Consider the following 15823-nt stretch of genomic DNA (forward strand, 5'->3'; position numbering starts at 1 on the left):
TCGGGCACGATGGCGGTATGGCTGTTACGCATGATCACCCCGGGGAACGGGCCGCCGACGAGCCCGTCAAGCTCATCGGGGTCCGGGACACGCCGCTCTCCGTCGACGAGGTGTACACCGCCGTAGGTGAGGCCGCCGCCGGTGGCATCGCGCTGTTCGTGGGGACCGTGCGCAACCACGACGGGGGCGCCGACGTCGACGGGCTCGGCTACTCCTGCCATCCCTCGGCCGAGGCCGAGATGCGCCGGGTCGCCGAGAAGGTCGCCGCCGAATACCCGGTACGCGCGCTGGCGGCCGTGCACCGCGTCGGTGAGCTGGGGGTCGGTGACATAGCCGTCGTCGTCGCCGTGGCGTGTCCGCACCGGGCCGAGGCGTTCGAGGCGTGCCGCATGCTGATCGACACCCTCAAGCACGAGGTGCCCATCTGGAAGCACCAGACGTTCTCCGACGGCACCGAGGAGTGGGTCGGCTCCTGCTGACCGGCGCCCCCGCCGCCATGCCGCCCCGCCCGTGCCCCCGCGCCACGCCGAACCCGCCGCCCCTGCCGCCCTGCCCCTGCCGCCCTGCCCCTGCTGCCCCCCTGCCACCCCGTGCCCCGCCGGCCCCGCCGCCCCGCCCTCCCGCCATGAGGGCGACTCCCTTGCACTCCCTCCGCTTGCGTAACCGCACCCCTGCCGTGAGCGTTGTCAGTGCGGATGGTTAATCTGCTGATCAGTCAGTTGGGGATGCTCATCTGGGGTTGGGAGGTCCGGCATGGCGGCGCTCGCCTGGTTGCTGATTCCGCTGATGGCCGGTATCGGCGCGGGTCTGTGGGGCAGTTGGGCCCATCGCACCCGCAAGGCCAGAAGCGACGGCCCCGAGCTGGACGGCTACGCCCGCTTCCGCGAGGCGATGGAGAAGACCCACACCGGCCCGTGATCACGGGCCCCGTCCCCCGACGGACGCCCTGACGGTGCGCCGACAGAACTGTCCCGTACTGTCGATGCATGCCACGCCGTACCGTGACGATGCTCGCGTCCACCCTGATGCTGATCGCGCTGCTCTGCGCCGGCGTGCTCATCAAGGTCCCGTACTCGGAGATGTCCCCGGGCCCGACGGTGAACACGCTCGGGGACCACGACGGAGAACCGGTACTGCACATCTCCGGCCGCAAGACGTACCCCACGGACGGCCACCTCAACATGACCACGGTCCGGGTCACCAGCGCCGACTACCGGATGAACATGGTCGAGGCGGTCTACGGCTGGCTGGCCCACGACAACAAGGTCGTGCCGCACGACACCCTCTACCCGGACGGCAAGACCGAGGAGCAGTCGACCCAGGAGAACGCCGAGGAGTTCAGCCAGTCCCAGGAGAGCGCCAAGGTCTCCGCGCTCAAGGCCCTGGACATCGACGTGCGGTCCTGGGTGGTCGTCGCCACCGTCGTCAAGGACTCCCCGGCCGAGGGCGCGCTGCACGCCGGCGATGTGATCAAGGCCGTGGACGGTACGGAGGTCAAGGAGCCGGCCGATGTCGCCGAGCTGGTGACCCGGCACAAGCCCGGCGAGGACGTCACCTTCACCATCGTGCCCGCCAAGGAGCAGGCCGCCGCCGAGAAGGAGAACCGGGAGCCGACCCGGACGGAGAAGGTGACGATCACCACAGCCGCCTCGGAGGACGCCGGGAAGCGGCGGGCGGTCGTCGGCATCTCCGCCGGGACCGACCACACCTTCCCGTTCACCATCGACATCAAGCTCGCCGACGTCGGCGGCCCGAGCGCCGGGCTGATGTTCGCGCTGGGCATCTACGACAAGCTCACCCCGGGCAGCCTCACCGGCGGCAGCTTCGTCGCCGGGACCGGGACGATCGACGACGAGGGCAAGGTCGGTCCGATCGGCGGCGTCGAGATGAAGACGGTCGGCGCCCGCGACAAGGGCGCCCGGTACTTCCTGACGCCCGCCGACAACTGCGAGGCCGCCGCCAAGGACGCCCCCGAGGGCCTCACGCTCGTCAAGGTGGGCACCATGGACGACGCGCTCGGCGCCCTCAAGGACATCCGCGACGGCGACACGGCGTCCCTGCCGACCTGCGCGACCAAGGGCTGACGCCGGGCCCGCACCGGACCGCAGGATCCCGGACCTCAGCCCCGGCAGCCGACCGCCCGGCCCCTGGGCCCCGGGCCCGATAGCGGGCCGCCCGGTTCCCGGCCCTTGGTCCCGGGCCGTCCGGGCCCTCAGCCCCCCGTCGCGATCCCGACCCCGCCCCCGACCGGACCCGCTCAGTCCGCGAACGTCGCCGTCAGGGCCTCCGCCAGCCCCGGCACCAGATCCGACCCGGTCAGCACCTCGGTCGGGGTGTCCTTCTCGCGCAGCCGCAGGGCGGACTCGCGGGCCCCGTCGCGCAGGACCGCGACCGTCATCCGGACCTCCTGGCGCTTGGGGTGTTCGGCCACCCACTTCGCCAGCCCCGCCTCGTCCAGATCCTGCGGGACCTGCGCCTCCGCCGACGGCGGCAGCATCAGCCGCTCCACGGACAGCGCGCATCCGGCCACCGCGTCGGGCCAGGCGATGGTGGCGAGGAACTCGTCGAGCGCCTTGTCCGTTGCCATGTCGTCCTGCTCGATGGGGGTGAGACCGGTGGCGTCGGAAGTGTCGTCGAGGCCGAGCTGGGTGGCGAGGGAGGGTTCCTGGGTGCGCAGCCGAGCGGTGTCGACCAGAGCGAAGAGGCGGGCGGGCTGGTCCCAGCCGAGGCCGGAGACGTACTCGTCGATCTCCAGTACGGCCCGGGTGAGCGGGCTCGCCGCCATGGGGGTGTTGGACGGGGTGTTGGACATGGTCACAATCCTGCCTCGTTCCACCCCGAAATCGGGAACTGAGTAAAGCGTAGGTAAGTTGCATAGGTGAGGGCCTAGGATCGCTGGGCCCTTTCGAAGGCCCGAAAAACGGGCGGGCCGGACAGATCAACAGCGATTTTCGAGGTGCACACCTTGGCTTTCCAGATGCCGGACCGCGGCGGAGGCCCGACCGGGTCACGGATCAGAGTGGGCCGACCGTCCCGGCGGGTCCGGACCCTGCTCATGACGCTGGGCGTCCTTGCCGTTCTCGGCATGGCGTTCACCATGTTCGCGGGGTTCTGGACGGACTGGCTCTGGTACCGGTCGGTGAACTACTCGTCGGTCTTCACCACCACGCTGTGGACCAAGATCGGCCTTTTCTTCGTCTTCGGCCTGCTCATGGCCCTGGCGGTCGGATTCAACATCTGGCTGGCCCACCGGCTGCGCCCGCCGCTGAGCGCGATGTCGATGGAGCAGCAGAACCTCGACCGCTACCGGATGGGCATCGCGCCCTACAAGAAGTGGCTGCTGCTCGGGATCACCGCGCTGGTCGGCCTGATCGCCGGCGCCTCGGCCTCGGGCCAGTGGCGGACCTGGCTGATGTGGGTCAACGGCGTGCCGTTCAAGCAGAAGGACCCGCAGTTCGACCTCGACGTGTCGTTCTACGCGTTCGACCTGCCCTGGTACCGGTTCCTGCTGGGCTTCGGCTTCGCGGCCGTGATCCTCTCGGTGATCGCCGCCGCCCTGACCCACTACCTGTACGGCGGGCTGCGCGTCACCAGCCCCGGCGCGCGGGCCACGGCCGCGGCCACCGGGCATCTGTCGGTGCTGATCGGTGTCTTCGTCTCGCTGAAGGCCGTCGCCTACTGGCTCGACCGGTACGGCCTGGCCGTGAAGTCCAGTGACTTCAAGGCCACCGACAACTGGACCGGCCTGCGCTACGTCGACGCGAACGCGTATCTGCCGGCCAAGACGATCCTGTTCTGCATCGCCGTCATCTGCGCCCTGCTGTTCTTCGCCACCCTGTGGCGGCGCACCTGGCAGCTCCCGGTCATCGGCTTCGGCCTGATGGTGCTGTCGGCGATCCTCATCGGCGGGCTCTACCCGGCGATCGTCCAGAAGTTCCAGGTCCAGCCCAACGAGCAGGCCAAGGAAGCGCCGTACGTCGCAGAGAACCTGAAGGCGACCCGCGAGGCGTACGGCATCGAGGACGCCCAGGTCAACGACTACGACGGCAAGAGCGACACCAAGGACCTGGCCACCCTGCGGGACGATGTCGCGGACGCGGCCAGCATCCGCATCATGGACCCGAACATCGTCTCGCCGACCTTCCAGCAGCTCCAGCAGATGCGGAAGTACTACGCGTTCCCGACCAATCTGGACGTGGACCGTTACAGCGAGGACGGCAAGGACCAGGACACGGTCATCGGTCTGCGCGAGCTGAACCTCGACGGCGTGGACAAGCAGAACTGGATCAACACCCACTTCCGCTACACCCACGGCTACGGCGCGGTCGCCGCCAAGGGCACCACGGCCGACGGCGAGGGCCGCCCGCTGTTCACCGAGTCCGACCTGCCCTCGAAGGGCGAGCTGGGCGACTACGAACAGCGGATCTACTACGGCGAGAAGACCACCACGTACTCGATCGTCGGCGGTCCCCAGAAGGAGATCGACTACTCCGACGACAACGGGGAGAAGACCTACACCTACACGGGTGACAGCGGGGTCAGTCTCTCCAACCCGGTGAACCGGGCCGCGTACGCGGTGGCGTTCGGCGAACCGCAGATCCTCTACTCAGGAGCCATCGGCGAGGGCTCGCAGGTGCTCTACAACCGCACCCCCAAGGAGCGGGTGGAGGCGATCGCGCCCTGGCTGACCATCGACGGCGACGCCTACCCGGCGGTCGTGGACGGCCGTATCCAGTGGATCGTGGACGCCTACACGACGACCAACGGCTACCCGTACGCATCGCGCACGACGCTCGGGGACACCACGGCCGACTCGCTGACGGCGACCAACGACTCCCGTGCGGTGGTGGCCCAGCAGAACCAGGTCAACTACATCCGCAACTCGGTGAAGGCGACCGTCGACGCGTACAGCGGTGAGGTCAAGCTCTACGAGTGGGACACCAAGGACCCGGTCCTGAAGACCTGGATGAAGGCGTTCCCGAACACGGTCGAGCCGCGCACCGCCATCGACAAGGACCTGATGGACCACCTGCGGTACCCGCAGGACCTGTTCAAGGTCCAGCGTGAGCTGCTCACCCGCTACCACGTCAAGGACGCGAACACCTTCCTGAGCGGCAGCGAGGTGTGGCAGGTGCCGGACGACCCGACCAACAAGTCGGGCAACGCGGTGCCGCCGTACTACCTCAGCATGAAGATGCCGGACCAGAAGCAGCAGTCGTTCTCGCTGACGACGACGTTCACCCCCAACGGGCGCGACAACCTCAGCGCGTTCATGGCGGTCGACGCGGAAGCCGGCACCAAGGACTACGGCAAGATCAGAGTGCTGAAACTGCCGACCAGCACCACGGTCGACGGACCCAAACAGGTGCAGAGCCAGTTCAACTCCGAACAGGACATTGCCGAGTCGATCAGGCTGCTCAGAGGTGGTGACTCGGAAGTCGAGTACGGCAACCTGCTGACCGTGCCCCTGGACGGCGGACTGCTCTACGTCGAACCGGTCTACGTCCGAGGCGGCGGCCTGAAGTACCCGCTGCTGCGCAAGGTGTTGGTGACCTACGGCGGCAACACGGCCTTCGAGGACACCTTGGAAGAGGCGCTCGACAAGGTCTTCGGGGCCGAGGGCACGCCACCGCCACCGGCGGACACCGGCGAGAACACCGAGCAGCCACCACCGCCGACGTCCGACAACCCGACGGTGCAGAAGGCGCTGGACGACGCCCAGAAGGCGTTCGACGAGGGTCAGCAGGCCCTCAAGGACGGCGACTGGGAGGCGTACGGCCAGGCGCAGAAGAACCTGGAGGACGCGCTCAAGCAGGCCGAGGACGCCCAGGCGCGGGCCGGTGACTCCGGTGGCGGCGAAGGCGGTTCGAGCGCGAGCCCGAGCGACAAGCCGTCCGGCGACGCGAGTCCCGATCCGTCGGACACCCCCGATCCCGAGAGATCGGGCTGAGCGAAAGCACGGGTGAAATGCCCTGCCCCGCGCCGTGGTACGGTTGCAACACAACGGCGCGGGGTGGAGCAGCTCGGTAGCTCGCTGGGCTCATAACCCAGAGGTCGCAGGTTCAAATCCTGTCCCCGCTACTGAAGTCGACGTCTCTGACGTACGACATCGAAGGCCCGGATCCTTCCAAGGATCCGGGCCTTCGTGCTGTGCGGAAACCGATGTCCGGACATCGCTCTCCGGGCATGGTTCTCCGGGCATGGCTCTCTTCGGAGATCGATCTCTCCGGACATCGATCTCCTGGCACAGATGCCAGGGCGCAGATGCCGGGCCACAGATGCCCGGTCACGGATCTGCGAACACAGATCCGTGTTCGCAGATCCGCGAACACGGATCTGCGAACACGGATCTGCCGGCGCGGATCTCCGGACGGCCGGTCGCCGTGCCGCCGTGGAGAGTTGGGCCGACTGTGTTTGACTTGTCTCTCTGTGGGCATGTCGACAAAACGCCGAAGAGACCTCGCTGGCTGCGGTATACCAGGTGTACCCAGGTTGTTGGTGGTGCGACGATGGACGTTATGGGGGACAAGGCAACTCTGTTGGATACAGGGCGTTTTGTGCAGCCTGCTGCCCACGAGGAATCCGGGTCCGACCGGGACGAAACGGTCGAGGCCGTGGAGGAGGCACGCCATCGTGCCGCGGCGGAGGCCGGTGAGATCGAGGCGATGAGCGTCCTCGGAGCCATGCTGCTGCGCCGCGGCGACCTCGACGGAGCCGAATCCCATCTCCGCGCCGCCACCGCCGCCGGTGACCGCGCCGCCGCCAACAATCTCGGCGTCCTGCTCCACCAGCGCGGATACGCCGATGAGGCCGCCGGATGGTGGCGGATCGCCGCCGTCGCCGGATCGGCCGCCGCCGCCCACGCGCTCGGCCGCCACCACCGCGAGCGCGGCGACGAACCCGCCGCCGAGTACTGGCTGCGCCAGTCCGCCGAGCAGGGCCACGCCCTCGGCGCCTACGCGCTCGCCGACCTGCTGGAGCACCGCGCCGACGCCACCGCGGGCCAGTGGATGCGCGCCGCCGCCGAGCGGGGCCACCGCGAGGCCGCGTACCGCCTGGCCCGTGCGCTGGACCAGCGGGCCCACCAGGAGGGCGACGGCCGCCCCGGGGGCTCCGGCGCCCGGGAGGCGGAGCAGTGGTACCGCCAGGCCGCCGCGCGCGGCCACCGGCGGGCCGCGCTCCAGCTCGGCGCCATCCTGGAGCGGCGCGGCGACCTCAAGGAGGCCGGGCGCTGGTACCTCACCTCCGCCAAGGACGGCGAGGCCCGGGCCGCGTGCGCGCTCGGGTTCCTGCTGCGCGACGCGGGCGACAGCGAGAACGCCGCCGTGTGGTGGCTGCGGGCCGCCCAGGACGGCGACGGCAACGCCGCCAACGCGCTGGGCGCGCTGCACGCCGAGCGCGGGGAGACCCAGACCGCCGAGCGGTGGTACCGGGCCGCGATGGACGCCGGGGACATCAACGGCGCCTACAACCTCGCCCTGCTCTGCGCCGAGCAGGGACGCACCGCGCAGGCCGAGCAGTGGTACCGGCGCGCGGCGTACGCCGGGCACCGCGAGGCGGCCAACGCGCTCGCCATCCTGCTGCTGAGGGGCGGCGATGCGACCGGCGCCGAGCCGTGGTTCTCCAAGGCGGCCGAGGCGGGCAGCGTCGACGCCGCCTTCAACCTCGGGATCCTGTACGCGGGCCGGGGCGCGGACGGCGAGGCACTGCGCTGGTACGAGCGCGCGGCGTCCGCCGGCCACACCGACGCGGCCCTCCAGGTCGGGATCGCCCGGCTGCGGGAGGGCGACGAGCGCGAGGCCGAGCGGCATCTGCGGTGCGCGGCGGGCGGAGGCAGCGCGGAGGGCGCGTACCGGCTCGCGGCCGTGCTCGACGCGCGCCGACCGCCGGTGTCGCCGCACGAACTGGGCGAGCCCGCGCACGAGAAGACCGAGTGCGAGGAGTGGTACGAGCGGGCGGCCTCCCAGGGGCACCGGCGCGCACAGGTGCGGGTCGGGATGCTGGCCGCCGCGCGCGGTGACGTGGTGGAAGCGGCACGGTGGTACCGGGCGGCGGCGGAGGCGGGCTCCCGCAACGGGGCCTTCAACCTCGGTCTGTTGCTGGCCCGCGAGGGCAGCGAGCCGGAGGCCGCCGTGTGGTGGACCCGCGCCGCCGACGCCGGTCACGGCCGCGCCGCGCTCCGCCTCGCCCTCGTCTACGCCCGCCGCGGCGAACTCGCCGAGGGCCAGCGCTGGGCCGACCGCGCCGTCAGCCTGGGCCCCGAGGAGGTCGCCGAACGCGCGGCCCGCCTCCGGGACGCCCTGCGCGAGGAACTCTCGGCCTGAGCACGAAGGCCCGTACCCCTGAGGGCACGGGCCTCGCTCCTGCCCGGCGCCGGATCAACGCCTACGACGCCGTGGACCGGGGCCCGCGCTCAACGGGCCCCGGCCGGCACCGTTGCCTAGTCCCCGGCACCCCGATGCCGCAGCCGACGCAGCTTGCGCAGCTGGATCGGGTCGGGGTGGGTGCGCCGGCCGCTCGGTTCACGGTGGCGGCGCGGCGGCCCGCACTCCGCAACCTTCTCCGCCCGCTCGGTCAGCGCCGGGTGGCGGGCGAGAAGTTCGGGGTCGTCGTGACAGGCCGTGAAGAACTGGTGCAACGACCTCAGCAGCAGGAACAGGGTGTCGTCCTCGGTCGTCCTCGACCGGTGCAGAGGGAGCTTCATCGCCGGGTCCCTTCGCCGTACTGCTGGGCGGCCCACTCGTCCTCAGGGCCCCAGTACCCGGCGCCCTCGCCGGACTGCCCGTACTCCACATAGCGCGGGTACAACCCGTTCGGGTCCTGCTGGGGATACGGCGGCCCGTCGTGTCCCTGCTGATGCGGCTGCTCCGGGTGCTGATGGCCCTGGCCCTGGTGGAGCTGACCGGGGTGGGTCTGGTGCTGGGGGTGCCCGGACGGGTGCTGACGCGGGTACGAGGTGCTGGGCCCGGCGTAGCCGTGCGAGGTGTGCGGGTGCCCCGCCTGACCGTGCCCGGGGTGGGCGTGCCCGGGGTGGGCGTGGCCGGGATGGGTGTGGACCGGGTGGCTGTGCCCGGGGTGGTTGTGCCCGGGGTGGGCGTGCGTGGGGTGGTCGTGGGCGGACTGGGTGTGGCCGTAGCCCTGGCCCATGCTCTGACTCGCGGCCCCCGCCGGGTAGGGCGGCCGGACCGACTCCATCGGGGGCCGCTCCGCCGCGACGACGGTGGCGACGACCTCGGTCTCCACGGTGTCCCCGACCGGACCCCGCACGCTGTCCGCCCGCTCCCGCTCCCGCTCCGCGCGTCCCTGCTCCACCCTCTCCTGCTCCGCCTCCACGGCGGACAGATCGTCCTCGGCAGGCTCCGCCGAGCCGGGCAGGCGCACGTCCACGTGCAGCGCGCCGGCCTTGCGGCGCTGTTCCGCCCACTCCTCGATCTGGCTGCGGCAGGCGAGGTCCAGATGGGAGATCCCGCTGGCGTCCACATGCACCCGGGGCTTGTCGGAGATGGACTCCAGCGCCTCGATCAGCTTCGGCAGCCGCAGGAAGGTCGCGTTGCCCTTCAGCTCGACCCGCGCCGTGTCGCCGGTCGTGGTGGTACGGATACTGATGCGCGACATCCGCAACGCGACCAGCACGATCGCCACGGCCAGCCCCGCGAGGACACCTTCCAGCAGGTTCGCCAGCACAATCGCGCCCGTGGTGATGAACATGACGGTGCCCTCACCGCGGTCGGTCTTCCACATCGCCTTGAACGCGGGCGGGTTGAAGAGCTTCCAGCCCGCGTGCAGCAGCACACCCGCCAGGACCGAGACGGGGATCAGCCCCAGCAGCCCCGGCAGCAGCAGACCGAAGCCCAGCAGCCAGACGCCGTGCAGAATCCGGGAGATCTTGGTCTTGGCGCCCGCCTGCACATTGGCCGCGCTGCGTACGATCACCGCGGTCAGCGGCAGCGCGCCCACCAGACCGGCGATGGTGTTGCCGACGCCCTGGGAGAACAGCTCCGCGTTGTACTTGGTCCGCGGGCCGGTGTGCATCCGGTCCACGGCCGCCGCGCTGAACAGGCTCTCCGCCGAGGCGATCACCGTGAACGTCACGATCATCGTCAGCAGCGCCGGGTCGAGGAGGTGGCTCATCGACGAGGGGGTCACGAAGTTGACGGCGTCGAGCATGTTGCCGAACGACACCTTCTTGACGTCGAAGCCCGGCAGCAGCCCGATGAGGCAGCCCAGGACCACCGCGATCAGAGGGGCCGGCACCTTGCTCAGCGGCGCCGGAACCTTCTTCCACACGAAGCACAGCACCAGCGCCATCACACCGAGCGACAGCGCGGCGAGCTTCGTGGAGTCACCGGCCACCGTCGTGGCCAGATCGGGCAGCCCACCGATGTTCTTGAGGGCCGTACCGAGCTGCTTCGTGTCGACCATGGCGTACGTCTGACTGAGGATCAGCGGTACGCCGATACCCGCCAGCATGCCCTGCACCACCGCGAGCGAGATGGACTGGAAGAACCGGCCCGCGCGCAGCGCGCCCAGTGCCATCTGGAGCAGTCCGCTGACCAGGACCACCGGGCCCAGCATGCCGACGCCGTGCTCGGTGACGAACTCCAGGACCAGTACGGCCAGTCCGGCGGCCGGACCGCTGACCTGGAGGGAACTGCCGGGCAGGAAGCCCACCACGAGCCCGCCGATGATGCCGGAGATGATGCCCAGCGCGACGGGGACTCCGGAGGCCGCGGCCACCCCGATACACAGGGGGAGGGCGACCAGGAAGACAACGATCGAGGCGACGAAGTCCGTGCCGAAAGAGGCGCTCATCGGCTCGGCGGCCGGGGAGCCCCCGCCACCGCCTGAACCGGTTCCGCGGCGCGCGTGGCGCCCCGTACTGCCAAGAAGCGTGCGGTCGTTTGACACAGCGATCGGTCCTTTCGCCGCATCCGGCGTCATTGCCGGGGCGCCCGGGGGTGCGCGTCTTCGGCTGCCGGATGCGTCTGTGGGGGGCGAGTTGGAAGGAGGGGCCACGGACGGCTCGCCCCGAACGCCGGAGACCTCCCGACGTCCGTCGGCGGGCACGGCGCCCGATGGGTACGCGCGCCGTCCTGCGATGCGTGCTGCCGTCCTGCGGTGGGTCTGTTGTCCGGCGGTGTGTACGCCGTCCTGCGGTGGGTCTGTTCCAGCGGTGTGCGCCGTCCTGCGGTGTGGCCGGCGGTGCGTCGGGCGGGGAGACCGGTTGGGGAGACCGGCGGGGAGTACTGGGCGGGCCTCGCGGACGGGGCCTCGGCCGAGGGCCGGGGCGGACACCTGGATGGTGTCCGAGGCGTGCGCCCGGACGGTGTCCGCCGCGGACACCTGGGGTGGTGTCTGCGACGGACTCCACGACCGTCGCGGGCGCGGTCGCCGTGGCCGGCGCCTGGGTGGCGTCTGCCGTGTCCGTCCGGCGGGGTCCTGGACGGACTCCGCGGCGGGTGTCCGGGGGTGCCCTGGACGGAGTCCGCGAGTGGACGCCCGGGTGGCGTCCACTGCGGGCACCGGGACGGTCCGCGACGGACTCCGCGAGGGGTGGCCTCGGTGGGGTCGTCGCGGGCGCCTGGGTGGGCCCGGACGGGCTCCGTGACGAACGATCGGTCGGTGTCTGCTGTGGGCACCTGGGTGGTGTCCTTGAAGACCCGGCGAGGGCGGGCCCCGGGGTGGGACCGCCGCGGGCGCCTGGGTGGCGTCCGCCGGTTCGTCCGTGCGATGTCCTGGGTGGACTCCGCGTCCGGCGTCCGGGGAGACGGGCCCCGCGAGGAAGCCTCGGCGAGAACCGTGGCGGGCACCTGGATGGTGTCTGCCGTGTCCGTCGAACGGTGGTGTCCTGGACCGACCCGGTGACGAACACCCGGCCCGCGTCCGTTTCTGACGTCCGTCGCGGTGAGCAGCCGCACGGGTCCTGGGACGGAACCCGTACCGAGCGCCCGCACGGTGTCCTGACGGACCCGGGCTCTGAGCGCCGGGTCCGGTGTCCGGAGGGACTCGCGCCCCGAGCACCCCGGGTGGTGTCCCGGTGAACCCGTGCCATGAGCCCTAGGCCGATGTCCCGGCGGACCGTGCCACGGCCACCCGGACGGGTGCCCGAGGTTCCCGCGTCACGAGTTCCTGACCGGGCCCTGGCGGACCTGCGCCGCGAACACCTGGCCGGTGTTCCGGCTGGCCCGTGCCGTGAATCCGTGCCCGTGTCCGGACGGGCCGTGTCACGGACGCCTGGCCGGTGTCCTGGCGGGCCGGTGCCATGAGCCCTGACCCGTGTCCGGAGGGACCGTGTCAGGGACCCCTGGTCGGTGTCCCGGTGGACCCGTGCCATGAGCCCCTGACCCGTGTCCGGACGGGCCGTGTCAGGGACCCCTGGCCGGTGTCCTGGCGGATCCGTGCCATTGAATCCGCGACCCGGTCCGGACGGGCCGTGTCACGGACGCCTGGCCGGTGTCCTGGCGGGCCGGTGCCATGAGCCCCTGAGCCGTGTCCGGAGGGACCGTGTCAGGGACCCGTAGCCGGTGTCCCGGTGGACCCGTGCCGTGAGCCCTGAGCCCTGACCCGTGTCCGGAGGGACCCCGCCATGGACCCCTGGCCGGTGTCCCGGCGGACCCCGTCACGGACCCCTGGCCGGTGTCCCGGTGGGCCCGGGTTACGGACCCTGGCCGTTGTCCCGGCGGGCCGCCTCGTGGGCACCCGGCCCGCGTTCCGGGCACCCCCGCGGTGGGTGTCCGTACCCGGGCCCGGGCGGGCCGCACCCCGGGCGCCCGGGGCGGCATTTACCCCGCCACCCCCCGCCCGGCAAGGGCTCAGTGGCGGTGGAACTCCCCGTCGCCGGTGTCGAGTTCCAGGACCTCGGCGGTGTCGACGCGGTAGTACCAGCCGTGCAGGCTCAGCCGGCCCTCCGCGACGGCGGCCCGTACCTCGGGGTAGCCGCGCAGGGTGTCGAGCTGGGTGGCGACATGGCGCTGCACGAACGCGGACATCGTCGGGTCCTGGGGCGGAGTGCCCAGCAGCGGTTCGAGCCCCGGCCGGGCGAAGGAGACCCAGCGCGCGACGCTCGGCAGCGAGGCCAGGTCCTGCCTGCTGGCCACGGCCCCGATCGCGCCGCAGTGCGAGTGCCCGCAGATCACGATGTCCTGGACCCGCAGCACATCCACCGCGTACTGGAGCGTGGCGGCCTCGCCCGAGGAGCGGTCCGGGTCGTAGGGCGGGACGATGTTGCCCGCGTTGCGCAGTTCGAAGACCTCGCCGGGGCCCGAACCCAGGATGAGCGCGGGAACCACACGGGAGTCGGAACACGTGATGAACAGCGTGCCGGGGCTCTGACCGACGGCGAACTGCTGGTACATGTCGCTCGCGGGGGCGACGCGGTCGCGGAAGGTCCGTGCGTTGTCGAGCAGTTTCCTCATGGCTGTAGCTCCTGCCGGATCTGCGAGTCGGCAGCCGCGGGCTGACACCACCGGGGCGGCCGGTAGGGGGAGGGACATCGTGGGGGTCGTCCGACGGGACGGTCGATGTCCTGGCCCGGAAGCATGCGTGCAGGTCATGAGTCCGCTGTGAGATCACGGTGAGAGAGTTCTCACCGATCTGGCAACGTTGTCAGACGCGAAGAACGCCCTGCCGACGACGTGACTTCCCCTCACATACAGGGCCCGGTACCGGCCGGAGGCTCACGCCCGCAGCCGGTACCCCACCCCCCGTACCGTCTCCACCCGGTCCGGCCCCAGCTTGCGCCGTACGTACCGCACGTACACGTCGACGATGTTGGACCCGGGGTCGTAGTCGAACCCCCAGACCCGGCTCAGCAGTTGCTCTCGGGTCAGCACCTGGTCCGGGTTGCGCAGGAAGACCTCGGCCAGCGCGAACTCCCGGGCCGACAGTTCGGCGACCCGGCCGTCCACATGGACCCGCCGGGTCCGCAGATCCAGTACCAGGTCACCGGCCCGCAGCACCGAGGACTCGGGACCGCCCTCGGCGCGCAGCCGTAGTCGCAGCCGTACCCGGGCCAGCAGTTCCTCGAAGGCGAAGGGCTTGGAGATGTAGTCGTCCGCACCCCCCTCCAGGCCCGCCACGACGTCCGAGACGCTGTCGCGGGCGGTGAGGATCACCACCGGCAGGGTCACCCGTAACTCCCTGAGCTTGCGCAGCACGGTCAGTCCGTCGACGGCCGGCAGCCCGAGGTCGAGGATCATCAGATCGCAGTCGCCGGCGCGGGCGTGCTCGTACGCCGACAGGCCGTCACCCACTACTGAGGTAATGAACCCATTTCCGCGTAAGCCCCTTTCTACGAAGGAGGCGATCCCCGCCTCGTCCTCCGCTATGAGAATCCGGTGCATGGTTTCCTTCCTGGCCGGGGTAGTACGCCGGAAGCTCCAGTACGAACCGCGCTCCGCCGGTCTCCGCGTCCTCCACCCACGCGGTACCGCCGTGCGCCTCCGCGATCTCGCGGACGATGGCGAGGCCGAGCCCGATCCCGGACCCCGCGCCGCCGTTGCCGTAGGCCCCGCCCAGCCCGAAGCGGCCCGCCTGGGCGAACCGGCCGAAGATCCGGTCACGGTCCATCGGGCCGACCCCGGGGCCGGTGTCGCGCACCCACAGCAGCACCCGGTCGTCACGGATCGCCGACCCCATCTCGATGAGGTCGCCGTCCAGGGTGTGCCGTACGGCGTTGGCGGCGAGCTGGATCAGACCCTGGGTGAGCCGCTGGCCGTCGACGAGTACGGTCGCCTCGGCGACGGACGCGACCCGCCAGTACCGGTCGCCCAGCGCACGGGCCTTGGCCACGACGTCCACGATGAGGTCGGTGAGGTTGGTCTCGCCTACGTTGAGGAAGTCGGGCCGCTCGGCCCTGGCGAGGAGCAGCAGGTCGTCCACGATCCTGCTCATCCGGTCCAGTTCGTCCAGGACCAGGGAGCGCATCGCGGTGCGTTCGTCGAGGGTGGTGTCCAGACCGCCGGAGCGCTGTGGCCGCTCGCAGTCCAGGAGTTCGAGATGGCCGCGTACGACGGTGATGGGGGTGCGCAGTTCATGGCCGACCTCGTCCAGGAAGCGCCGTTGCGCGGTGAAGGCCCGCTCCAGCCGGTCCAGCATCCGGTTGAAGGTGTGGGCGAGCGCGGCGACATCGTCGTCGCCGCGCACATCGAGGCGCTGGGTGAGGTCGGACTCGCTGATCCGGGCCGCGGTGTGCCGCACCAGCCGGACCGGCGCCAGGATCCGCCCCGCCACCAGCCAACTCGCCGCGCCCGCCAGGATCAGCGCGCTGAACCCGGCGGCCAGCAGCATCTTCGCGACCCGGCGTTCCTCGGAGAGCTGACGGTCCCGGAACTCCAGGATCACCAGCCGTACGTCATGCGGGTCCCCCTCCACCCGGACAGGGATGACGCCGTAGCGGACCCGGCCCACCGAGGCGTCGTTGAGCCAGCCCACCTGGGAGCGGCCGGAGGGCAGGGCGGACAGCCGGGCCACGATCGTGGGGTCCCGGTCGAGACGGGCGGGCGCCGGGGCGACACTCCTGCGGTCCGCCTCGCCGTCCACGATGCTGAAGAAGGTCTCCTCGCGGTTGGGGAGGTTGATGGTCATGAACGCGGTCAGCAAAGAGGCGCCGTCCGGATAGCGCGGACCGGCGCCCGGCTCCTCGGCGCTGACGGCGAACTGCCGTAACTTCTCCGCCTCCCGCAGCATCTGGGCGTCGATCTGATCGTCCAGCTGGGCCTGCCACACGACGGTGATACCGACCGTGGGCAGGGCGAGTGCCGCCCCCACGAGAAGCAGCATCCAGCCCACGATCCGGGACCGCGCGCTGGCGGTGTGCCGCCGC

11 protein-coding genes and 1 tRNA gene are annotated in these 15823 nt (G+C 71.1%); 6 read left to right on the top strand and 6 right to left on the bottom strand.

Annotation, left to right across the window (positions count from 1 at the left end; translation table 11 throughout):
- The first annotated feature begins 17 nt into the window (after nt 1–17).
- From ACIQNG_RS03705 to ACIQNG_RS03715, 3 genes are all read left to right on the top strand, one after another.
- Nucleotides 18–479: a molybdenum cofactor biosynthesis protein MoaE gene (locus ACIQNG_RS03705; RefSeq protein ID WP_401429929.1), complete on the top strand. Its 462-nt coding sequence runs from the start codon at nt 18–20 to the stop codon at nt 477–479.
- A gap of 274 nt (nt 480–753) precedes the next feature.
- On the top strand, nt 754–918 hold the full coding sequence (locus ACIQNG_RS03710) for a hypothetical protein (RefSeq protein WP_401482456.1): 165 nt from the start codon (nt 754–756) through the stop codon (nt 916–918).
- Nucleotides 919–986: 68 nt separating this feature from the next.
- The gene (locus ACIQNG_RS03715; RefSeq protein ID WP_401429933.1) at nt 987–2084 is read left to right on the top strand and encodes a PDZ domain-containing protein; all 1098 of its coding nucleotides are present in this window, start codon (nt 987–989) and stop codon (nt 2082–2084) included.
- 173 nt (nt 2085–2257) lie between these two features.
- Here the strand turns inward: ACIQNG_RS03715 and ACIQNG_RS03720 are convergent, their stop codons facing one another.
- Entirely contained in the window at nt 2258–2812 is a 555-nt protein-coding gene (locus tag ACIQNG_RS03720; protein WP_401482457.1) for a PPA1309 family protein, read from the bottom strand.
- Nucleotides 2813–2977: 165 nt separating this feature from the next.
- On the opposite strand from ACIQNG_RS03720, the gene ACIQNG_RS03725 reads away from it, so the two are divergent.
- The 3 genes from ACIQNG_RS03725 to ACIQNG_RS03735 all read left to right on the top strand — a co-directional run bounded on the left by ACIQNG_RS03725 (nt 2978) and on the right by ACIQNG_RS03735 (nt 8324).
- Nucleotides 2978–5950: a UPF0182 family protein gene (locus tag ACIQNG_RS03725; protein WP_401482521.1), complete on the top strand. Its 2973-nt coding sequence runs from the start codon at nt 2978–2980 to the stop codon at nt 5948–5950.
- Between the two features lie 57 nt (nt 5951–6007).
- A tRNA-Met gene (locus tag ACIQNG_RS03730) sits at nt 6008–6081 on the top strand.
- Between the two features lie 476 nt (nt 6082–6557).
- On the top strand, nt 6558–8324 hold the full coding sequence (locus tag ACIQNG_RS03735; protein ID WP_401482458.1) for a tetratricopeptide repeat protein: 1767 nt from the start codon (nt 6558–6560) through the stop codon (nt 8322–8324).
- Nucleotides 8325–8440: 116 nt separating this feature from the next.
- Here the strand turns inward: ACIQNG_RS03735 and ACIQNG_RS03740 are convergent, their stop codons facing one another.
- From ACIQNG_RS03740 to ACIQNG_RS03760, 5 genes are all read right to left on the bottom strand, one after another.
- Complete coding sequence (locus ACIQNG_RS03740) at nt 8441–8704, bottom strand: hypothetical protein (RefSeq protein ID WP_401482459.1); 264 nt, start codon at nt 8702–8704, stop codon at nt 8441–8443.
- Complete coding sequence (locus ACIQNG_RS03745; RefSeq protein ID WP_401482460.1) at nt 8701–10812, bottom strand: SulP family inorganic anion transporter; 2112 nt, start codon at nt 10810–10812, stop codon at nt 8701–8703. The genes ACIQNG_RS03740 and ACIQNG_RS03745 overlap by 4 nt, the downstream gene beginning before the upstream one ends.
- Before the next feature lie 2000 nt (nt 10813–12812).
- Nucleotides 12813–13415 (bottom strand): carbonic anhydrase, encoded by a 603-nt coding sequence (locus ACIQNG_RS03750; RefSeq protein ID WP_401429943.1) that lies wholly within the window; start codon nt 13413–13415, stop codon nt 12813–12815.
- Nucleotides 13416–13676: 261 nt separating this feature from the next.
- Nucleotides 13677–14342 carry a response regulator transcription factor gene (locus ACIQNG_RS03755; RefSeq protein WP_401429945.1) on the bottom strand — a complete coding sequence of 222 codons (666 nt, stop codon included), beginning with the start codon at nt 14340–14342 and terminating at the stop codon, nt 13677–13679.
- Nucleotides 14245–15780, bottom strand: coding sequence for a sensor histidine kinase (locus tag ACIQNG_RS03760; protein ID WP_401482461.1), 1536 nt, complete (start codon nt 15778–15780; stop codon nt 14245–14247). Before ACIQNG_RS03760 ends, ACIQNG_RS03755 begins: the two co-directional genes overlap by 98 nt.
- Nucleotides 15781–15823: the final 43 nt, after the last annotated feature.

Source organism: Streptomyces sp. NPDC091377, from assembly GCF_044757045.1.
Taxonomy (GTDB): domain Bacteria; phylum Actinomycetota; class Actinomycetes; order Streptomycetales; family Streptomycetaceae; genus Streptomyces.